We start from the raw sequence: 22007 nt of genomic DNA on the forward strand, positions 1-22007 counted from the left end.
CCTTTGGTGCTTAGTTGCTTGACTGCTTTGTTGAATACCCTTACAAGTATCTTAATACAAAATTAATTTATGAAATACTTCTGTAATATTATCACTTAAGTAAATTTAACACTAGTCCACAGTATTTAAACTGTGGGCAGAGAATAAGATTTATGAGTTAAGATGGTTAATTCTTTTAACTGTTAAGTCTGATTACTGACAAAACGTTGAGCAGTGAAATTTCAAGGCACAAATAGCACTTAAAGTGTTCGCTACCATTTTGTCATCAGATTCTAGTCGTTACTAACTGCGATCGCGTTGTCAGATCGATGTGAGTTTGACGAAAAAACTAAAAAAGATTGGGTAAGTTTTTGAGATAGTTAGGTGTAACTTTTCTATTACTCACACATTTTACGATCTCGATTTACTAATAATTATAGCAAATCTTTAATGCGTATTCGCTTCCACAAAATGCCCCAATTAATATGTGTGATACCAATTGTTAAAAAAAATCCATCCTTACCTACCCTTAGCAAGGGGAGGGTGCGTGTCAGCGCAGGTTGGGTTAATCTGTCGTAAACATTTTTGGAATTGGTATCAAATACTTCAATGAGAAAGCAAAGCGAATTACAATACTTGCAATCTCGCCAATAACTTCAAGTTTCTTGCTACTTTTATGACTAAAATAAATATGAGAATTATATTTCCTTAAATATAAATCCGTATAAATTTGCGAACTTTATTTATTGGTTTACTCAGTCCTCATAACATTAATTTACAGGATATTAACTGGTTCTTCAATACTTTCTCTAAAACATCCTACTTTTCCGACTTTTCCCACCTTTTACTTTACTCGCCTTTTTATCACTTTCAATCACCCAGTTGCATCTAGCAAAAGTAATAGTTGGAATAAATAGTTGAAGCTGATTTTTATATATTTTTTATTTAACTTTTTTAGGTAGGCAATAAATATGCCTTATTTATATTAATAACCTTTGTATAAGGCAATACAGAAAAATTGTTTAACCTTTACCGCTTACTTTTTTCCCTACAATGCCAAGAAGTCTAAGGTTTTTGGAGCTAACCCAAGCGTATTGTTGCATAAGGGTAGCACTTCTACGTCTTTATATTCATTTTCATTGATATTTTTATTCTGTTAATTAAAAAAGCCCCCTAGTGGGGGCTGATTAAGTTGTCCGCGTGGATTAAACAACTAGTTAATTAATACTTACAGTAGATACAGTAATCCGAACAAAATAATCCAAATTACGTCAACGAAGTGCCAATAAATTTCGGCTGCTTCAATGCCAAAGTGCTTTTCGTTACTATAGTGACCCGGAAGGCGCGATCGCCACAACACAGCAACAATCGCCAAAACGCCGATAGTAACGTGCAATCCGTGGAAACCAGTCAAAACGTAAAATGCACTCGCAAATAAATTGGTAGTTAGACCAAATTCTAAATGGGTATATTCATATACTTGACCCACCAAGAAGATAGCACCCATTGCAGCGGTAATTGCTAACCAGATTTGCGCACCCCGCGCATCGTTCTTTTTGATAGCAGTATCGGCATTGTGCATGACAAAACTACTAGAAATTAGATTGATGGTGTTGACTCCAGGTAACAAAAGTTCTAATTCTGGAGTACCTGCTGGCGGCCATGCAGGTAAGGTAGCACGGAAAGCCAAATAGGCTCCGAACAACCCCATAAAAATCATCCCTTCAGCAATTAGGAAGACAATTAGCCCAAACATCCGATGGTCTGGATGTTCTTCATGATGACCGACGGACGCTTCCGCTGCATGGTGATGATTTAGTTCGGTTTTAGCTGGGTCAATAGTTTGACTTTGCATGAATTTTTATAAGTGGGGAATGGGGAATGGGGAATGGGAGTTAGAAGTTAGGAATTAGAAGTTAGGAGTTAAAAATTAGGAGTTAAAAATTTTGAACTAACAACTTTATTAAAGTCATCATTCATAACTCATAACTCATAACTCATAACTCCTAACTCTATTTCCGATCTTCGGGATTAGCAGCAACCGCTGGATCGGGTTCTGCTCTTAATACTGAGTTCGGCCCGCCAGATAAGACTGGATTGGGATCGGACAAAGGTACACCTTCGTCAGCCTTTTCTAAACCGTAGTCGTAGGGGCCTGTAGCTAGTACTGGGGTTCGATCGAAATTTTCGATCGCTGGCGGTGAGGTTGTCATCCATTCTAAGGTAAGTGCCCTCCAGGGATTATTACCAGCTTTTTCACCGTATAACCAACTCCAAATCGCATTAATGATGAAGGGGAATGTCGAAACTGCTAGTATGTAAGCGCCGTAAGTGCAGATTTCGTTGAGAAAGGTAAATTTGGGGTCATACTGGGCAATACGGCGGTTCATGCCCATTAATCCCAGCTTGTGCATTGGTAAGAAGGTCATATTTAGACCAACTATTGTTAAGGCAAAGTGAACTTTACCCCAAAATTCGTTCACCATTCGTCCCGTCATTTTCGGGAACCAGTGGTAAATGCCTGCATAAATCCCTAAGACGCTACCGCCAAAGAGCACGTAGTGTAAGTGTGCTACCACAAAATAGGTGTCGTGAACGTGAATATCAAAAGGCACTGCTGCCAACATCACGCCACTGATCCCGCCGATGACAAAGGTGCCAACAAAGCCAATGGCAAAGAGCATGGCAGTATTAAGCCGGATTTTCCCACCCCACATGGTTGCTAACCAACTGAATATTTTAATTCCCGTAGGTACGGCAATGATCATCGTGGTGATCATAAAGAACATCCGCAACCAACCGGGGATACCGCTGGTAAACATGTGGTGCGCCCAAACAATTAGCCCCAGAAAGCTAATAGCGAGAGACGAATAAGCGATCGCTTTATAGCCAAAAATCGGCTTGCGGGAATGCACGGGAATAATTTCTGAAATTGCCCCAAAAAAGGGCAAAATCATGATGTAAACGGCTGGGTGGGAGTAAAACCAGAACATGTGCTGGTACACAACTGGGTCGCCACCCCCAGTTGGGTTAAAAAATGTCGTTCCTGCGAATAAGTCAAAAGCCAGCAAAATTAAACCAGCTGCTAACACTGGTGTAGATACCAAAGTCAGCGCCGAGGTAGCAAACATCGCCCAGCAGAATAAGGGCATTTGATGAACCCCCATACCAGGGATACGCATCCTGAGCAATGTGACGAGAAAATTGATTGCTCCTAAAATCGATGACGTACCTAGTAGGAGGACGCTCATAATCCAAATTCCCTCACCGACTTGACCTGTTACCAAGCTCAGGGGAGGGTAGGAAGTCCAACCCGCATCCGGTGCATCGCCTACCACTAAACTGACGATCAACAATAAACCCGCAGGCGGAATCATCCAAAAGGCAACAGCATTCAAGCGCGGAAATGCCATATCCTTTGCCCCAATCATCAAAGGGATGAGGAAATTAGCAAAACCCGCACCAGCTGGCACGATCCACAAGAAAATCATGATCGTGGCGTGCAGCGTAAATAAGCTGTTGTAGACTTCAGGGGTGACGAAATCGACTTCTGGAGTTCGCAGTTCTGTACGAACCAAGTCAGCCATCACGCCACCGATACAGTAAAAAATGAATGTAGTGACTAGGTATTGAATCCCAATCACCTTATGGTCGGTGTTGAAACTAAAGTAGTCTTGCCATTTTCTGATCCCTGACTCCTCAACAAGAGCAGGGGCGTTGGCAGTTTCTTGCACTTGAGCTTGGGTCATTTGTCATTTGTCCTTTGTCCTTTGTAATTTGTCCTTTGTCACTTGTCCTTGATCACCTGTCATTTGTATGAGTACTAATGACCAGTGACTAATGACTAATGACTAATGACCAATGACTATTTGTGAACTTGATGCAGGATTTCTGGCTTAATTCCCATATCCTTGGTGTAAGGAGCGAGAAATTCATTTGGGGATAGATTCGCAGGGTTAACAGCAACGGCTTGATTTAGTGTTTCTTTGCTGGCAACTAGCTGTTCTTGCATCCATTTATCAAAGGCTTCTTGTGGCTCAACAACTACTGGCGCTCTCATTGCACCGTGGTAGGGGCCACAAAGTTCTGCACAGATCAGGGTATAGTCTCCTGCTTTTTGAGGGGTGAAGCGAATCTCGCTTTGCCTACCGGGGATCGCATCTTGTTTCAAGCGGAATTCTGGAACCCAGAAAGCGTGGATGACATCGTTGGCTGTCATACTGATTTGCACTTCTCGCCCAATAGGAACGTGCATTTCACCTGTAGTTATACCAGTTTCAGGATAGGTGAAAATCCAGGCATATTGTAGACCTGTGACGTTGACTTGTAATTCTGCTGGTTTACCTGCTTTATCAGGAGTTCCCCCAATCGTCGGAGCAACACTACCGACACCTGGGGCATTCCGCAGTTGGGGAATTTGGTCAGCATTGCGGACTTCTGCCGTAGCTGGGTCTTGCATTGCCTCATCAGATTTTTCTTGATTGAGGTTGGGTTCAGTGCTGGGAGGAGTATCGCTTAAAGTTGCGGCCATTGCACTTCCATGCCCTGGCATTTTCATCGACTCCTGATTCATCATCGGTGCTTCATGAATAGCATGGGGATCAAAGCCACCGATTTCGTTGTAGACATCAAAGCTGTAAACAGAAATACCGATAACGATAATTGCTGGGATCGCCGTCCAGAGAATTTCTAGAGGTACATTGCCTTCAACTGGTGGGCCGTCTTCATTGTCACCTGCACGCCGACGGTATTTAAATGCAGAGTAAATTAAAACACCTTCAACGAGCAAAAATATACCCGTAGAAACGATCATCATCGCGTTGAACAGACCATCCACTAAGACGGCTTCATCCGTGGCTGCTGCTGGCAACAGACCGTGATTTTGACCGTACCAAAGGCTGGCGAGCGTTAGCACGATGCCAATGAGTAATGTCCAGATTGAACTTGGAATCTTCACGGCTTACTTAATTGAATTTACTACGTTATCTTAAAGCTGCTCACTTACTAAGGTAGTCTAGGCTGTTAGACATGGGAGAGAAAGGTCTGAAATTTTTATTAATTTTTTTGGCTATTTCACTAATTTTGAGTATGAGTTTACTATCATACAACGCCAAAAATAGATGAAAATCAGTGAAAAAGTTTAAGGAAAAATTTAGGATGTTTAAATTTATTCCCATGAATCAATTTCTCACATCTTGAAAAATACCTAAAGCTTCAGGCAAAACCTTTCTGGAGTGATTCAAAGTATAAGTGAGTGCTAATCTATAAACCCATAGCCTATACGCTAGGGTGGAGATGGGACACTAAAAGAAAATTGAAAATTTTAAGAGATTCACCAAGAGCGGGCAGAAGGTATCCTTCATGAGCGAATTTGTCCTACAACAACAAAATGAAGCGGCGCTTCAGCAGCAAAAACCCAAGGAAATGATTCGTCGCTTGGTGTGGAAAATATGCATAGCCACCTTAATTTTGATGGCAATAGGCAGCGCCACCCGTGTGATGAATGCTGGACTTGCTTGCCCAGACTGGCCCTTATGCTATGGCGAACTGGTGCCAGCCAAGCAAATGAATCTCCAAGTGTTTTTGGAGTGGTTTCACAGATTGGATGCAGCTTTAATTGGTGTAAGCGCGATCGCACTCTTCGGTTTGTCGTGGTGGCATCGTCGTTTCTTACCCTCTTGGCTGCCTTGGGCATCTACATTCGCCCTATTTCTAATCGTCTTCCAAGGCATCTTGGGGGGACTCACCGTTACCGAACTGTTGCGGTTTGATATCGTTACCGCTCATTTAGGAACGGCGCTGTTATTTTTTTGCACCCTGCTGATTATCGGCACGGCACTTACTCCCTATCAGGGGAATGGAACCGTTGGTAAATTGCCTTGGGTCGGTTTAACTGCCACTGTTCTGGTTTACCTGCAAAGTCTCTTGGGTGCTTTGGTAGGCTCTCGCTGGGCGCTACACCAATGCCTCGGCGGTTCTCAACTTTGTACTGTAATGTACAGTCATATTGCTGGTTTGGTGCCGCCTTCCTTGGCAACCTTGGCAATAGTATTTATCTGTTGGCGGACACCAGCACTACATCCAGCCTTACGGCGACTGGCAAATTTGGCTGGTGCGTTGCTAACCTTACAAATCTTGTTGGGATTCGCCACTTTCAAATTACATCTCCAAGTAGAGCCTCTCACCGTCTCTCACCAAGCTATAGGAGCTACTTTGCTGGGTACTTTGGTGGTTTTCACAGTTCTCGCACTGCGTGACTCTGTGAGTGCTGAGTCACGAGTACTGAGTGCTGAGTAGGGAATGGGGCATTGGGCATTGGGGAGGCAGTGCGGTCTTCTCCCAAGGGGAGACGCCAAGGGCGATGGGGTCTCCCCAAGTAGAGCAACTGCCGTCATTGAGCATTGGTTCTTCTCCTTAATCTCCCCCTGCTCCCTCATCTCCCCCTGCTCCCCACTCTCCACTAAACGACGAAAGCCGCAACGGCGAGTATTGCGACCTATGCAGGTGCAGAAAATCTGTGTTTTCGTTTGCTTAATAAGAGCCAGCTTGAGCGGGGGCTGCATATAAGTTGTTGAAAAATAAGGAACCAGAGCCAAAATGATTGAGACTAATGTCTCTCGCCACCACGGAACATTTTTACAGGTAATTCAAAGTTACTACCAGCTAACCAAGCCTCGGATTATTCCGTTGCTTTTGATTACTACGGCTGGGAGTATGTGGATTGCTGCTAAGGGTGAAGTAGACCCATTGCTGTTGCTAGTAACTCTCACTGGTGGCACCTTGGCTGCTGCAAGCGCCCAGACGATTAACTGTGTCTATGACCGAGATATTGATTATGATATGGAGCGGACGCGCCATCGTCCGATGCCATCCGGTAAGGTTCAGCCGCGTGATGCTCTAATTTTTGCGATCGCACTGGCGACGCTTTCCTTTACACTCTTAGCAGTATTTGCCAATCTGTTAGCCGCGCTGCTAGCCTTCTCAGGCATCGTCTTTTATATTTTGGTTTATACCCACTGGCTGAAACGCCACACCCCTCAGAATATCGTTGTTGGTGGTGCGGCTGGGGCAATTCCGGCTTTAGTGGGTTGGGCTGCTGTCACGGGGACATTAAGCTGGTCAGCATGGTTAATTTTTGCCATCGTCTTTTTATGGACACCACCCCATTTCTGGGCGCTAGCTCTGATGATTAAAGATGACTACGCAAAAGTTGGGATACCAATGTTACCTGTGATTGAAGGTACTACGGCAACTGTAAAGCAGATTTGGTACTATACGCTGGTAACAGTATTTGCAACCGTCTTATTGGTTTATCCCTTGGGCGCGAGTGGAATTCTTTATGCTGCGATCGCCCTAATTCTGGGAGGATTATTTATCCACAAATCTTGGCATTTGTTGCAAAATCCACAGGATCGCGCTGTAGCTAAAGAGTTGTTTCTCTATTCCATCTCCTACATGATGCTGTTGTGTCTGGGGATGGTAGTTGATAGTCTTCCCGTTACCCATAATTTAATTAGTGCGGTGAGTAATCATCTGCATTTTATTGGTTAGGGGATGGAAAATTTAGCGATCGCGTTTGGTAAAGGGGCGCGATCGCATTTTTAGAAATTAAAAAATATACATAATAATTAGAGTTTGGCGAATTTGTGATGTCTATAATGGGCTACGTCTACGCAACTAAAGTTTTAGTCATAAGTGAATTTATTAAACATTAATTACACTGACTTGTCTATCGCTTTTTAATCGCTATGGAAAAAGCAATGCAAGTAATTCGTCACGAGTTAAATCAGCATGAACAGCAATATCTCGCAGTATGGAGTTAAGTGTGCCAATTTTAATAGGGTCATGTGCAGGAACCGTGATATGATGTTCACCATTCTGTTGAGTAGTTAACCGAATGTGGCTACCCTTTTGATGACTGACCTCGTATCCTAGACGAGCAAGAGCATTAACTAATTCTGAACCAGATAAGTCTCGTGGGAGCTTCAAGAAGCTATTACCTCATCACGTACTATGTGTAACCTAATAATTTTGGGACGATTTTGTTCATTAGGAAAATGACAGTGAACCGCATCACGGATCATTTCGCGTAGTGTTTCTATATCGTCAGCTTGAGTAAAAATTGACTCACTTAAAGCTCTAGCCGTATAACCGCCATCTGGATCATCTTCAACGAGAAATACAATTTCAGTCATAGCTTCTCCTTCTATTAAGACTAGATTTTAAAGTCCACACTCTTCACATCTTAAGAAAATTAAACTTATCACTAATGTCATACCAAGAAGTCCAAAACATGGCAAATGTCCCTTTGGAGCTTTTATAGTGAAAGTAAGGTCATAAAACCATATAGGAGGCTTTTGTTCAAAAAACAACTCTGCATTAAAAAATAATTCCTTTTTTACGATTTTAGGACGCAGCCATCCTACTTGAGTGCCAAAACGACACAAACTTTCCTCATCAGACTCCTGGTTTTCTCTTATATTTTGCCAAATTTGTTTTTGTATACTTAAACCGAAATGTCCATTGCTATATTTTGTCCATAGACTGTCAATAGTACGAAGGTCTTGACAAGACAATTTTTCTACGTCTTCCAGATAGAGTGAACCTTGTTTTTCTCTACCAGACATCTTAAGCAAAATATCAAAAGTTTTTTCATTAGCATCTTTCCATCTAGCAGATGCTAGTAAATCATTGAGTCTGCTATAATCTCTTGTCAATCCTGAGGCTATATAAGGTTTAAGATTAGATCCTATAACTTTTTTAGAGTTAGATAAAACTTGTTTATGAGGCTTTGATAATACTGCCGATTTTGCAGCAATTTGATTTTGTTTATTGTTGAGCGTGGCTAGCACTTTGTCTGTAGATTGATAGCGTTCCTTAACATAATCCTGAATTAACTTATCTAAAACTTGCCCACATTCAGGAGTAATACTTATACCTTGTGGTAAATATTTTCTCCAAATCCAGCAACCCCTGAGCGCATCATAAAGTTTATCAGAACCATCTACATTTGGTAAACATTGAGTTAATAGCCGAACACAAGTTACACCCAAACTATAAAGGTCACTTGCAGGGACAACTTGACCACGCATTTGCTCTAATGGTGTATATCCAGGCGTTCCTACTGTTGTGCCAACACCTACAAAAGTTTTTGTAATTTGTTTAGAAACACCAAAATCAATTAATATTAACTTGCCATCCAGACGGCGCATGATATTTTCTGGCTTGATGTCTCGATGAATTACACCGCGTTCATGAATAAATTTCAGGATAGGCAATAAATCAGCCAAAAGCTGTTTTATCTTTTCTTCGCTAAAGGCTCCCTGCTGCTGCAATTCTTGTAATAAATTCTGCCCCTGAATCAACTCTTGTACCAAATAAAGCCGCTTATCCTGTTCAAAATAAGCAATCAAACGGGGAATTTGCGGGTGTTCTCCCAAATCATACAAACGCTTTGCCTCTTGCTTAAATAACTCTGTAGCTTTTTCAAGTGCAGCCGTTCCTTCTAATTGAGGGACAAATTGCTTAATTACGCAAGGTTCGTCTATCTTATCTGCATCCTTAGCTTCATAAGTTCTGCTAAATCCACCCTCACCCAAAAGTCGTATTACCCGAAAACGGTTTCTGAATAATGGTGTGAGTATTTGTCCACACTTAATGCAAAACTTATTGTCATCAAGGTTAAACGGATTTGCACAACTGGAATTAGAACACTAAAGCATATTTGGGAATATATCAGCAGATATTGTCTATGTTCAGTTTTCCCAATTTCTGCTTACTGAGTTTCACCAGTCTTAATATTTTTGAACGGATTTACTTCTAGTGGCGGCTACAGTCTCAAATTACTTTTGCTAGCGTAGTGATATAAGGTTTATCGCTCCCCAGTAAGCGCCTGGAAGCAAAAGGATTAATATGGCTCATTTAAATCAGCGTCGCTCTCAAAATGTCAACGGCGATTTTTATGTAGATACTACCTGTATTGATTGTGATACCTGTCGCTGGATGGCTCCTGAAGTATTTTATGATGTTGACGATCAATCGGCTGTTTACCATCAACCAACCAATGATGCGGAAAGATTAGCAGCGCTGGAAGCACTTTTGGCATGTCCTACTAGTTCTATTGGCACAGTTGAGAAACCAAAAGATATCAAAATTGCTCAAGAAAAGGTTCCAATATTAGTAGCAGAAAATGTTTACCACTGCGGCTATCATTCTGAAAAATCTTACGGTGCTGCTAGCTATTTAATTCAGCTTCCAGAAGGTAATATTTTGGTGGATTCTCCCCGGTTTACGCCGCCTTTAGTCAAGCGTTTAGAAGAACTGGGGCCAATTCGTTATATGTACCTAACTCATAAGGATGATGTGGCAGATCATCAAAAGTTTGCCGAGCATTTTCAGTGCGATCGCATCCTCCATGCTGATGATATTACTGCGGATACTCGCAATGTAGAAATACAGCTAACTGGTTCTGAACCATTTACCTTGACACCAGATTTATTAATTATCCCAGTTCCGGGTCACACCAAAGGACAAACCGTACTACTCTACAAAAATAAGTTTCTCTTCACAGGCGATCATCTCGCTTGGTCAGAAAGCTTGCACCAACTGGCTGCATTCCGCGATTTCTGCTGGTATTCTTGGTCAGAACAGATTAAATCAATGCGTAACTTGGCTAATTACTCTTTTGAGTGGGTGCTACCAGGTCATGGGCGAAGATTTCATGCTGATAAGGAAACCATACGCCAGCAGATGCACAAGTGTATTGAGTGGATGGAATCTGTGAATTGACGTTAAAGAACTGACTTTTTACCTCATGTAGAAAAACCTAACCCCCTAACCCCCAACTCGTCGCGGGAAGGGGGAAATTTCAAAGTCTCTCTCCTTTTAGGAGAGAGATTTAGAGAGAGGTCAGCCTCTATTGCATACAAACCAGCGATCGCTATAACCTGAGTTTTAGCACTCTTTTAACCAAACACGGATTATGAAAAAGCTGATTAACAAGCCAGAAGACTTTGTGCAAGAAAGTCTAGAAGGTATGGCGGCGGCTCATTCCGATTTAATTAAACTGAACTACGATCCCGCTTTTGTCTATCGAGCCAATGCACCTATTCCGGGTAAAGTAGCAATTATCTCTGGTGGTGGCAGTGGACATGAACCAATGCACGCTGGCTTCGTGGGCAAAGGAATGCTTGATGCAGCTTGTCCTGGTGAGGTTTTCACTTCACCAACTCCAGACCAAATGCTAGAAGCAGCAAAGCTTGTAGATGGAGGCTCTGGTATTATTTATATCGTCAAAAATTACAGTGGCGATGTGATGAACTTTGAAATGGCAACGGAGTTAGCCCGTAGTGAGGGCATTCGATCGCTAAATATTTTGATTGATGACGATGTAGCAGTGAAAGATAGTCTCTATACCCAAGGACGGCGAGGTGTAGGAACAACAATCCTGGCAGAAAAAATTTGTGGTGCGGCGGCTGAGGCAGGGTATGATTTGCCACAAATAGCAAATTTGTGTCGCCGAGTAAATTTGAATGGGCGGAGTATGGGAATTGCTCTAACATCTTGTACAGTCCCCGCTAATGGAACGCCGACATTTGAATTGAGCGATCGCGAAATTGAATTAGGTATCGGTATTCACGGTGAGCCAGGAACAGAACGTACAGCCATCAAATCAGTAGATGAGATTACCGAAATTTTAACGCGATCGCTCATTGAGGATGCAGCATACACCCGCACGCTCCGCGAATGGGACGAAGATAAAGAAGAATGGGTAGATGTAGAGCTAACAAGTCTACCATTTGCCAAAGGCGATCGCTTATTAGCTTTCGTCAATAGTATGGGTGGAACCCCAATTTCCGAACTGTATATTGTTTACCGCAAACTCGCCCAAATCTGCGAACAGCAAGGATTGCAAATTGTGCGAAACTTAATCGGCCCTTACATCACATCTCTAGAAATGCAAGGTTGCTCCATTACCCTGCTGAAATTAGATGATGAAATGATCGGGCTATGGGATGCACCAGTAAAAACGCCAAGTTGGCGTTGGGGAATTTAACTAATTACGAATTATGTTGACTCAAGCGCAGATATTGCAATGGTTGCAGGCTTATGCAACGGAGATAGAGCAGAATAAAGCCTATTTGACAGAATTAGATGCTGCGATTGGAGATGCTGACCACGGGATCAATATGGATCGCGGCTTCAAAAAAGTAAGCGCTCAGTTACCAACTCTTACAGACAAGGATATCAGCAGCATTCTCAAAGCCGTGAGTATGACCTTAATTTCTTCTATTGGCGGTGCTAGTGGCCCTCTTTATGGCACTTGGTTTTTACGAGCCAGTACAGCAGTAGTTGGTAAGCAAGAATTAACAGAACAAGATGTTTTAGGAATACTGCAAGCAGGTTTAGATGGGGTGCTGCAACGTGGTAAAGCGCAACTAGGAGACAAAACGATGGTGGATGTGCTGTCTCCGGCTGTAGCCGCTTTTGGGCAAGCTGTAAAAGAAAGTAAGGGAACGCTGGAAGCTATGCAACAGGCTGTAGTAGCAGCCCAAAAAGGGTTACAAGAAACCATACCGATGCAGGCGAAAAAGGGACGGGCTAGCTACCTGGGGGAACGGAGTATTGGACATCCAGATCCAGGAGGAACTTCTGCTTACTTGATGTTGAAGAGTTTGTTAGGAGTATTGGAAAGTTCCGGCGAATAAAAAATTTTCTGAAATTATTATTCTTTTTCAGGATAATGACATTAAACTATGTGCCTAGAGTATTGATGGCGCATGAAGATGTCCTTGAGAAAGCAGCCAATATGACATCAAGTGAATCAAATGAAATTAATGCCGTTGAAGTGGATGGCGTCCGGTTTGAAACTTTAGTACCGGAGCGAATATTGTGCTTACCAAAACAAAATCTAGTACAGAAGCTTCTGAGCTTTTTGGAATTTTTATTACCAATGCCGCTAGGATATTTTTCCCCTAAATATTCTGTACAGATTGGTATACGGATTACTAATAACACCTCAACCCCCTTTAGATTTAGCTTTTATTTCACCTTCTTTCCAGAACTAGTGAATGCAAACGGGCCAATTCCATTGGAGGGTGGTTGGATTAGCCTTTTATCATCTTTAGAATCTGATTACCCTTTGGCCATGCCAGGAGAGAGCTTGACATTCTTTCCTAATATCGAAATATTTTGGATTTGGGGTAATCAATTTGGAATTAGCATCCCCAGTGCAAATGGTGGTAAATGGTTTTTTCAACCTCTCAAGCTAGGTAATTATCAGTTCCGATTTATCTATAACAATCAAAATGAAAAGGAAACAACGTACAGTTCTGTGAATAGAGATATGAGCTTAATAGAAGGTATTTGGACGGGTGAAGTATTAACTCCATTTGTTGAGTTACATTTAGCCCAGTTTTGAAGTAAAGCTTTGTCGCAGATTATCGCCTAAAAATTCAAACTTATCTAATTATCTGATTCACAACAGATGCACTCTGAATACGCCATTTACCTCGTTGTCGAATCAAATCATACCGAACCCGCAAATTCTCGTTAGAAGAGTTTTTAAACTGACCATTTTCATATAACTGCGTCGCTTCCTTCACCGTAGCTACCACTGCGGCACGATCTGCGAATAAATCAATTTTCTCTACAGATTCCACCTTTACGCTATGTTCGTACTTGCGGTAGCGGTTGTCTGACCTAGCCTGTTGAGCGATCGCCCGCCATTGAGACAAAGCTGAACCAGTTAAAATCTGCTCTAAGTTATCAATCTCATGATTCGGCCCTAAAGCTTCGGCTTTAGTAGATAGCCAAGTGCGAATGACTTCCTCTGCCGCTGCATCTGTTAAAGAGCCATCTAGTCCTTGTGGTTGACTATTTGGATCGGGAATAGATATTGGTGGTTGATTTATTTGTACAAACAACTGTGAAACAGGTGCAGGTCGTGTGGGAAAAAACAGATTTTTTAACCATCCAAAAGTTGTTGTGGCTAACACCCAAAAAACTAAAATACTCACCAAAGAAATAAACACTCTCCATACCAGCCGTGTTTTCCCTTCAATGGTATTAGCAAAAGTTCGCCGCCGCCGAGGACGACGAGAATGGGGGCGATTGTCCGGTAAACGCTCTCGGATAGGAGATGGAGCAGGTTTTCTCCGCCGACGCTTTTGGTTATGAGCAGGTGTAGCACTTTTAACTGAACCGTTCAAATGCTCCTTTGTGCCTCTGCTCGTTCGTTCAGCAGCAGGAACCTCTGATTTTACGTTTCCAGATGAATTCCACATCGGTGGTGAGAAGTTTGAATATTCTGGTGTGTCTGGCAAATCTAGGTCAGGTGTTCTGTTGTGGTTAAATTGCTTTGGAGTCCTAGTTGAATTTTTAGGGAAAGGCAAATTATTTGTCTGTGGCTGGGGAAAATTTTGGGGGTTAATTACAGCCCACTCATTAGTTGTTTCTGCATCAGTTGGCAGTGCTTCTAAATAAGCTTGTACCTGTTGGTTAGCAAAGTAATCTTTTAGAAACGCTTGCTGGTTTGCTAAATCTCGAAAATGGGGAAATACTTCGTGTTGCAACCACTGTTCTGCATATAGACACAGCCCTGGTAACAAATCGGGAGAGTCTTGAGATTTTTCTCTAATAAAAGCTAAAGCTTCGTACTCCTGACTAAGTTCTAAAACCCGAGTTGCTTCTTCAGTTTGTCCCAAAAGTAAAGCACATAATGACTGTTCTAAATGTACATCTTGGCGTTTGCCCAGACGCATGAGCATTTGCCTTGCTTGACGAATTAAAGCAGGTTGCCGTTGAGCAAATCCCCGCGCTATTAAGGCATAAACAGCTAAGTAAGTGGCAACAGCAGAAGGACGTTTGCTTTGGGCTTCAAATAACTTGTGCTGTTCGGCGACTGTTAAGTGGTTGCGTAACTGCTGAATAAACCGCAGAAAGTCATCTATGTTTAAACCAGAATCATCATTATTCGTGCCATCAATTCCGCCACGATCTTCTAAAAGATTTTGTAATAATTCCAAACCTTGGCTTCGTTCGGCAGTCTTTTCTTGAGGTAGTGCCAACAACTCCAAAATTCGATATGGTCGCAATTTATAAAGATCCGCCTGAATTTCCGCCTGGACGCTGGCGAACAACCCTTCGCGTACTAACAGTTCTTGACCAGTTTCTAGGGATATAGCGGCATTTTCATAGTGACCTTGTTGCCACTGTTCGCGACCTAATTCTAGACAAGCAAGGGCAACAGTCAGAACAACATCTGGGTGTTCAGCACTTTCGTGTATTTCTTCGTCTGCTAAATTATTACCCTTTCTTGGACTTGTAGCACCATTTTTATTTACCAGGTACGGACGACCTAGTTTTAGTACAAGTTCGTATTCCCCTAACTCTTGCAAAATTAATAAAGCGCCCACTAATTCGTCTTGAGTAATTTCGATACCCAGACTCTGGGTATTGCTACCCCTTTTGGTGCTTTCTGGAGAATTTTCCAGTGCTACTGCGGCAGCAGCAAGGTTATCAGGATCGTAGGCGTGGGCAAGATACAGATGATCGTAGGTACTGCGTTGTTTTGGATCTGATAAAACCACGTAAGCTTCTTCTATGAGTTGTTTACGAGAAGAAATTGCTGCCTGAGAATACTCACGTCGCGGCAATTGTACAATGCGATCGCTGTATGCCTGTCGCAATTGTTCATCACTTGCCGCTAACGGTAGTCCTAAAATTCGGTAGTAATCTAGCGGAATTCGCACAGCCTACTTCCCCTGCACCGCGATCAACATAATTTACCTAGAGCGTTCCAGGCCGTAAAACCGTGCCATAAAAATGCCGTATAGAATTTACTCTACAAGTGTATATTGCAACAACTTGTTTTGTACCTTCCCGAAATTTTGAGTCACATTTTAGTACTAATTTTTTGCTTTCGCCTAGAAAGCCTCAATTGTTTGTTTTAATTCTTAGTATTTTTGTTTAACACAACTATTATCAGCCTTCGATACCACAAACCACAACTACCGCTTTTAATCACGGCATAATTGTTGTGGCTGGAAGAATCTATTGATGATTGATTTTTTTGGTACTTTCCTACTAGGCAGTAACAAAAATACCACTATTGAGGGTTTTACCCTGATAACAGGAGACAAAAATCATATCATAATTTACCCTTCATTACAATTACCTATTTGGGTATTATAGATTTTTGCCTGCTTTTTTTAAAATTGTTAATGGATATGCAGAAAGCAGTCTATCTTGATTGCTAGTCTGTGAAGGGGAATAGAGAGAGACAACCTAAAGTGGCAGATATTGCCCTTAGAGTCAAATCCTCACGGGGCATGAGCTGAAAAGTTAAAAATCAAAAATTAAAAATTCAGCTATTCCCTAAGACCCTTTTTTGGTGCATAAATAAAGTTTGATTGTTGAGTCTTACAAACGCTAGCCTGTTAAAAGCTGAGGTGTTATTAGACCAACTTATTTAAGACTGTAACTTTAAGTTGTACAACAGGGATACTCAAAAATAATGGTTCAAGAGCGTACTTTACCCACTTTTAATCCTGCTACTACGCAAATTACAAAAGAAGAAGGGTTACGGTTGTATGAGGATATGGTGTTAGGGCGCTTGTTTGAAGACAAGTGCGCTGAAATGTACTACAGGGGCAAAATGTTTGGTTTTGTCCATTTGTACAACGGTCAAGAAGCCGTTTGCAGTGGTGTTGTGCAGTCAATGCGACCGGGTGAAGATTACGTTTGTAGTACTTACCGCGACCACGTTCATGCTCTCAGTGCCGGTGTACCAGCAAAAGAGGTGATGGCAGAATTATTTGGTAAAGCCACAGGTTGCAGCAAAGGGCGCGGTGGTTCCATGCACATGTTTTCTGCTCAACATCGCTTGTTGGGTGGCTATGCTTTTGTGGCTGAGGGAATTCCTGTAGCAGCTGGGGCGGCTTTTCAAACCAAATATCGCCGCGAAGTGCTGGGAGATAAAAACGCTGACCAAGTGACAGCTTGCTTTTTTGGTGACGGTGCAGCTAATAACGGTCAGTTTTTCGAGACGCTAAATATGGCAGCTTTATGGAAACTGCCAATTCTGTTTGTGGTCGAAAATAATAAGTGGGCCATTGGGATGTCTCACGAACGAGCCACTTCCCAGCCAGAGATTTATAAAAAAGCCAGCGTGTTTAACATGGTGGGCGTGGAAGTAGATGGCATGGATGTACTAGCAGTTCGAGCCGTGGCTCAAGAAGCTGTAGCCCGTGCCCGTGCAGGTGAAGGCCCAACATTAATTGAGGCGCTTACCTACCGCTTCCGGGGTCACTCCTTGGCAGACCCAGATGAAATGCGGAGCAAAGCGGAGAAAGAATTTTGGTTCGCCCGAGACCCAATTAAAAAGTTGGCAGCTTATTTGGTAGAGCAAAATCTCGCAGATGAGGGAGAAATCAAAGCCATTGACCGTAAAATTCAGGATGTAATCGACGAAGCAGTTAAATTCGCCGAAAGCAGCCCCGAACCAGACCCCAGCGAGTTATATCGTTTCGTGTTTGCAGAAGACGAATAACAAATTTAGGAGTTAGGAGTTAAAAGTTAGGAGTTATGAATTTTTAACTCCTAACTCACAACTCCTAACTTCTAACTATCCATATACCCAGGACTAAAATTTGTGTTTAGCATTGCAGTTCAACAGCAACAGTACAAGACTTATATTCTTTCTGACGAAGGCGCTGGTTCTCAGTTGGAAGTCGTACCAGAACGCGGCGGTATCATCACCCGTTGGCGCATTCAAGGGCAAGAAGTTTTCTACCTAGATACTGAACGCTTTACTCATCCTGAGTTGAGTGTCAGAGGTGGGAATCCAATTTTGTTTCCTATTTGTGGTAATTTACCAGATAATACTTACATTTACAACGGTCAAAAATATACTCTCAAGCAACACGGTTTCGCTCGTGAATTGCCGTGGAAAGTAACAGAACAAGAAACTGGAGATAAAGCTAGTCTCACTGTCGTTCTTGATAGCAACGAGCAAACCAAGGCTGTGTATCCTTTTGATTTTCAGCTGGCTTTCACCTACGAACTTCAAGGTAATACCCTTGAAGTGCGCCAACAATATAAAAACTTGTCATCTAGATCAATGCCCTTTTCGGCTGGTTTCCATCCCTACTTTCTGTGTGGTGATAAAACTCAGTTAGAACTGGAAATTCCTTCTAAGCAGTATCAAGATAATCAAACTAAAGAAATTCACTCTTTTGATGGTAATTTTGACTTTAGCCGTGATGAAATTGATTTTGCCTTTGGACAGCTAACAAGTCAATCGGCCACTGCAATAGACCGCAGCCGGAAGTTAAAACTCACTTTGGATTATGATAATTTCTCTACCTACCTAGTATTTTGGACAGTCAAAGGCAAAGAATTTTACTGTTTAGAACCTTGGAGTGCCACCCGTAACTCTCTCAATACTGGCGATAACCTGACTGTGTTAGCACCAGGAGCTAGCCATACAGCATCTATAAGGTTAAAGGCTAATTTTTTCTAAACCCCTTTACAAATCTACAGATGTGTATGCTATGATGGCAAAGTTGCGAAATGCAGCGAAAGGGTCGCTAACTCAACGGTAGAGTACTCGGCTTTTAACCGATTAGTTCCGGGTTCGAATCCCGGGCGACCCATATAGAAGTTTATTAAATGATGTAAAGAAGCGATCGCTCCTCTTTGTAATTGCACAAACAAGCATTTGGGATAATGGGCTACCATAGCTACTAATTCTAGGGTAGCTAAATGTACAGCAGTACAGAGCAACTATAGGGCATAGTACAGCAGTAGAGAACAAGTATAGAACATATTTCTAATAACTATGGCGTAAACTTTTTCAACATAGATACACCACACTAGTTATAATTTCCTATAAGTAAGTTGAAAAAACTCTTAAGATTTAGCGTAATGATTGCGCTTCTCTCAGACCGACTAGCTGACAACCACATTAGGAGGACTATCTATGGCGCTTGTACCACTGCGGCTGCTGTTGGATCACGCAGCTGAAAACGGTTACGGCATCCCAGCTTTCAACGTTAACAATTTGGAGCAGATTCAGGCGATCCTGAAAGCTGCTGTCGAGACAGATAGCCCCGTAATTTTACAAGCTTCTCGCGGCGCTCGTAATTATGCAGGAGAAAACTTTCTACGCCACCTGATTTTGGCAGCGGTAGAAACCTATCCTCACATTCCCATTGTCATGCACCAAGATCATGGTAATGCGCCTGCTACCTGCTACTCAGCAATTAAGAACAACTTCACCAGCGTGATGATGGATGGTTCTTTAGAAGCTGATGCTAAAACTCCCGCTAGCTTTGAATACAACGTCAGTGTTACCCGCGAAGTTGTAAACGTAGCTCATGCTTTGGGTGTCAGTGTTGAAGGTGAACTCGGTTGTTTGGGTTCTCTAGAAACTGGTGCTGGTGAAGCTGAAGATGGTCACGGTTTTGAAGGTACACTCGACCACTCTCAACTTTTAACTGACCCCGATGAAGCTGTTGACTTCGTAGAAGCAACCCAAGTAGATGCTTTGGCTGTTGCCATTGGCACAAGCCACGGTGCTTACAAGTTTACCCGCAAGCCGACTGGTGAAATTTTGGCAATCAGCCGCATTGAAGAAATTCACCGCCGTCTGCCTAACACCCACTTGGTAATGCACGGTTCTTCTTCTGTGCCTGAAGATTTGCTTGCACTGATTAACCAGTATGGTGGTGCAATTCCTGAAACCTACGGTGTACCTGTAGAAGAAATCCAAAAAGGTATTAAGAGTGGTGTACGTAAAGTAAACATCGACACCGACAACCGTTTGGCTATTACTGCTGCTGTACGTGAAGCTTTGGCTAAAAAACCAGAGGAGTTTGATCCCCGTCACTTCCTCAAGCCTTCCATTACATACATGCAAAAGGTTTGTGCTGAACGCTATCAGCAATTTGGCACAGCTGGCAATGCAAGCAAGATTAAGCAAATTTCTTTGGAAGATTTTGCTGCTAAGTATGCTAAAGGTGAACTTAACGTTGTTACCAAATCAGCTGCTAAAGTTTAATTTTGACAGCAAATAAATATGGGCATAGTTTTTCTATGCTGCTAAAAAACTGAGGATTTTAATGTTGTCAGAAACCGGGTGTTTACCCGGTTTTTTGTTTTATTCATAAGGATTGGGCATTGGGCATTGGAAAGAGGACTTGGAGACAAGGAGAATTGGGGACAAGGGGAAAGACTTGTTGTAAGTTCTAAACTTTTGTCACCTTGTCACCTTGTCCCCTTGCTTCCCCTGCTTCCCCTGCCTCTTCCCCAATCCTTAGAACACCCGATGTTGTAAGGAAGGCATTTGACGGCGGACTTGTTCTAGCCTAGTGGGCTTGATTTCTGCGATCGCAATTCCCGGTTTTTCTCCAGCATCGGCTAAAATTACACCCCAAGGGTCGATAATGACCGCGTGACCGTGGGTTAGACGACGGGCGTAGTTATTCCCCGTTTGGGCCGGAGCAATGACGTAGGCGGTATTTTCGATAGCTCTGGCTTGTAGTAGTACTTGCCAGTGGTCTTTACCTGTAAAGGCGGTAAAAGCGGCGGGAATAAAGATAATATCGGCTCCCTTATCTGCCAGATGACGATACAGTTCTGGAAATCGGACATCATAACAAATAGAAAGCCCTAAATTACCGAGCTTTTCTGAGAAATGGACGGGGGGTAATTGCGTACCAGCCACAACCGTGCTGGATTCGCGGTAGGTGTTGCCGTCAGGGACATTAACATCAAATAGGTGGACTTTGTAGTAGCGCGCAAGCTCTTGACCGTTAGGGTCGATGAGTAGAGTAGTGTTATAAACTTTGCCTGTATTATCTACAGGAAGTGGAAAGCTGCCGCCCAAGATGGTAATTTGAAAGCGTTGAGCCATTTTTTTGAGAAATTTTTCACTTTCAAGAGCGATCGCATCACCTTGTGCGAGTTTATCTTTTTCTTCTCCCATATAGGAAAAGTTTTCTGGCAAACCCACCAATTCAGCACCTTGACGCACGGCAAGCTCTATTAATTCTTCTGCCTGTGCCAAATTTTTCTGTAAATCGGGCACACTGGTCAATTGAATAGCGGCGGCTAAATAAGACTTCATAGATTCAACAACGAACAGTTGATTTATGGAAAAGAGATTATCAAAATATATCGCTACTTCAAGATTTGTGGAACTTAATTAGAAATGCGTCAGCCAAGATTTTCTTTAACACACTGGTTTTATTGCCGATCTTAATCTTCCTCTGGGTTCTAGCAAACTGAGCAAGATAAAGATTAGATTGCGATCAAACCTTGATAAAAACTGTCTACTGTGGATATTTCTATTCTCATTCAAACATTTATCGCTGTGTTTGTCTTGGCGGATGCTGTGGGCAATATACCGATTGTTTTAGTTTTGACTAAAGGCATGATGCCAGACCAAAGAAACAAAGTTATAGATAAAGCAATTATCATTGCGATCGCTGTTCTTTTGCTATTTGCCTTTGCAGGGCAAATAATTTTAAATTACTTGGAAATCAGTATCGGCTCTTTGCAAATAGCAGGAGGACTATTGTTGCTGTTAATTGCTTTGCAGATGCTGCGGGGAGAATTAGATAGTCCAATTATTGAAGAAGGACGCGATGTCGCAATTACTCCACTAGCTTTACCACTGTTAGCAGGGCCGGGGACTTTAACAACGGTGATGTTGCTGATGTCTAAATCACAGAGTCCGCATATTGCTGTGGCGGTGGGTATCTTAGGGGCAATGTTTAGCACTTGGTTGATTTTGCGTTTAGCAAATCTGATTGACCAGTGGATTGGTGCAGAAGGTGGAGTGATTGTGACTCAGCTTTTAGGTTTTCTATTAGCGGCGTTAGCGGTGGAAATTGGTAGTACGGGAATTAGGGAGTTGTTTTTGAAGTAGAAAACTCCTAAAATAACGTGAGTTCGATGAACCTCTCCCGGACAACCTCCCTCTACGGAGAAAGGGAGGAGCAACGAGAAATTAGGTTTTTAAC

Annotated in this window: 18 protein-coding genes, 1 tRNA gene and 1 pseudogene; 11 read left to right on the plus strand and 9 right to left on the minus strand. The window is 42.5% G+C overall.

The window, feature by feature from the left end; genetic code table 11:
- Positions 1 to 1207: 1207 nt before the first annotated feature.
- The 3 genes from RM049_RS18100 to RM049_RS18110 form a co-directional block, all read right to left on the minus strand.
- Positions 1208 to 1834, minus strand: coding sequence for a cytochrome c oxidase subunit 3 (locus tag RM049_RS18100; protein WP_104909637.1), 627 nt, complete (start codon positions 1832 to 1834; stop codon positions 1208 to 1210).
- 157 nt (positions 1835 to 1991) lie between these two features.
- Positions 1992 to 3728: a cytochrome c oxidase subunit I gene (gene ctaD / locus RM049_RS18105; RefSeq protein ID WP_322686462.1), complete on the minus strand. Its 1737-nt coding sequence runs from the start codon at positions 3726 to 3728 to the stop codon at positions 1992 to 1994.
- Positions 3729 to 3844: 116 nt separating this feature from the next.
- Positions 3845 to 4936: a cytochrome c oxidase subunit II gene (locus tag RM049_RS18110; protein WP_322670240.1), complete on the minus strand. Its 1092-nt coding sequence runs from the start codon at positions 4934 to 4936 to the stop codon at positions 3845 to 3847.
- Between the two features lie 404 nt (positions 4937 to 5340).
- Between RM049_RS18110 and RM049_RS18115 the strand changes: the two genes are divergently transcribed.
- Together RM049_RS18115 and RM049_RS18120 are read left to right on the plus strand one after the other, a co-directional pair.
- The gene (locus RM049_RS18115; RefSeq protein WP_322686460.1) at positions 5341 to 6276 is read left to right on the plus strand and encodes a heme A synthase; all 936 of its coding nucleotides are present in this window, start codon (positions 5341 to 5343) and stop codon (positions 6274 to 6276) included.
- A gap of 300 nt (positions 6277 to 6576) precedes the next feature.
- A complete protein-coding gene (locus tag RM049_RS18120; protein ID WP_322705146.1) occupies positions 6577 to 7530 on the plus strand; it encodes a heme o synthase in 954 nt (317 codons plus the stop codon).
- Positions 7531 to 7725: 195 nt separating this feature from the next.
- Here RM049_RS18120 and RM049_RS18125 read toward each other — a convergent pair whose 3' ends face one another.
- The 4 genes and pseudogenes from RM049_RS18125 to RM049_RS39325 all read right to left on the minus strand — a co-directional run.
- On the minus strand, positions 7726 to 7968 hold the full coding sequence (locus tag RM049_RS18125; protein ID WP_322705147.1) for a type II toxin-antitoxin system HicA family toxin: 243 nt from the start codon (positions 7966 to 7968) through the stop codon (positions 7726 to 7728).
- A complete protein-coding gene (locus RM049_RS18130) occupies positions 7965 to 8174 on the minus strand; it encodes a 2-oxoisovalerate dehydrogenase E1 subunit beta (RefSeq protein WP_322705148.1) in 210 nt (69 codons plus the stop codon). The genes RM049_RS18125 and RM049_RS18130 overlap by 4 nt, the downstream gene beginning before the upstream one ends.
- A 27-nt stretch (positions 8175 to 8201) precedes the next feature.
- Positions 8202 to 8831 carry a GUN4 domain-containing protein gene (locus RM049_RS39320; protein WP_416212646.1) on the minus strand — a complete coding sequence of 210 codons (630 nt, stop codon included), beginning with the start codon at positions 8829 to 8831 and terminating at the stop codon, positions 8202 to 8204.
- A gap of 21 nt (positions 8832 to 8852) precedes the next feature.
- Positions 8853 to 9686: pseudogene (locus RM049_RS39325) on the minus strand (protein kinase domain-containing protein); the annotation flags it as partial.
- Between the two features lie 205 nt (positions 9687 to 9891).
- On the opposite strand from RM049_RS39325, the gene RM049_RS18140 reads away from it, so the two are divergent.
- The 4 genes from RM049_RS18140 to RM049_RS18155 all read left to right on the plus strand — a co-directional run bounded on the left by RM049_RS18140 (position 9892) and on the right by RM049_RS18155 (position 13399).
- A complete protein-coding gene (locus RM049_RS18140; protein WP_322705149.1) occupies positions 9892 to 10767 on the plus strand; it encodes an MBL fold metallo-hydrolase in 876 nt (291 codons plus the stop codon).
- 193 nt (positions 10768 to 10960) lie between these two features.
- The gene (gene dhaK, locus RM049_RS18145) at positions 10961 to 12034 is read left to right on the plus strand and encodes a dihydroxyacetone kinase subunit DhaK (RefSeq protein ID WP_322705150.1); all 1074 of its coding nucleotides are present in this window, start codon (positions 10961 to 10963) and stop codon (positions 12032 to 12034) included.
- Positions 12035 to 12047: 13 nt separating this feature from the next.
- Positions 12048 to 12686 carry a dihydroxyacetone kinase subunit DhaL gene (gene dhaL, locus RM049_RS18150; protein ID WP_322705151.1) on the plus strand — a complete coding sequence of 213 codons (639 nt, stop codon included), beginning with the start codon at positions 12048 to 12050 and terminating at the stop codon, positions 12684 to 12686.
- Positions 12687 to 12721: 35 nt separating this feature from the next.
- The gene (locus RM049_RS18155; protein ID WP_322705152.1) at positions 12722 to 13399 is read left to right on the plus strand and encodes a hypothetical protein; all 678 of its coding nucleotides are present in this window, start codon (positions 12722 to 12724) and stop codon (positions 13397 to 13399) included.
- A gap of 40 nt (positions 13400 to 13439) precedes the next feature.
- Here RM049_RS18155 and RM049_RS18160 read toward each other — a convergent pair whose 3' ends face one another.
- A complete protein-coding gene (locus RM049_RS18160; protein WP_322705153.1) occupies positions 13440 to 15731 on the minus strand; it encodes an IMS domain-containing protein in 2292 nt (763 codons plus the stop codon).
- Positions 15732 to 16495: 764 nt separating this feature from the next.
- Here RM049_RS18160 and pdhA point away from each other — a divergent pair.
- The 4 genes from pdhA (at position 16496) to fba (ending at position 20041) form a co-directional block, all read left to right on the plus strand.
- Positions 16496 to 17530 (plus strand): pyruvate dehydrogenase (acetyl-transferring) E1 component subunit alpha, encoded by a 1035-nt coding sequence (pdhA, locus tag RM049_RS18165; RefSeq protein ID WP_322688427.1) that lies wholly within the window; start codon positions 16496 to 16498, stop codon positions 17528 to 17530.
- 102 nt (positions 17531 to 17632) lie between these two features.
- Complete coding sequence (locus RM049_RS18170) at positions 17633 to 18502, plus strand: aldose epimerase (RefSeq protein WP_322705154.1); 870 nt, start codon at positions 17633 to 17635, stop codon at positions 18500 to 18502.
- 61 nt (positions 18503 to 18563) lie between these two features.
- Positions 18564 to 18635, plus strand: a tRNA-Lys gene (locus RM049_RS18175).
- 326 nt (positions 18636 to 18961) lie between these two features.
- The gene (gene fba / locus RM049_RS18180) at positions 18962 to 20041 is read left to right on the plus strand and encodes a class II fructose-bisphosphate aldolase (RefSeq protein ID WP_229485451.1); all 1080 of its coding nucleotides are present in this window, start codon (positions 18962 to 18964) and stop codon (positions 20039 to 20041) included.
- Between the two features lie 255 nt (positions 20042 to 20296).
- Here fba and RM049_RS18185 read toward each other — a convergent pair whose 3' ends face one another.
- Complete coding sequence (locus tag RM049_RS18185) at positions 20297 to 21109, minus strand: carbon-nitrogen hydrolase family protein (protein WP_322705155.1); 813 nt, start codon at positions 21107 to 21109, stop codon at positions 20297 to 20299.
- 210 nt (positions 21110 to 21319) lie between these two features.
- Here RM049_RS18185 and RM049_RS18190 point away from each other — a divergent pair, with 210 nt between their 5' ends.
- Positions 21320 to 21913 carry a MarC family protein gene (locus RM049_RS18190; RefSeq protein WP_322705156.1) on the plus strand — a complete coding sequence of 198 codons (594 nt, stop codon included), beginning with the start codon at positions 21320 to 21322 and terminating at the stop codon, positions 21911 to 21913.
- Positions 21914 to 22007: the final 94 nt, after the last annotated feature.

The sequence above is a fragment of the Nostoc sp. DedQUE04 genome (genome assembly GCF_034530995.1).
GTDB lineage: Bacteria > Cyanobacteriota > Cyanobacteriia > Cyanobacteriales > Nostocaceae > Nostoc.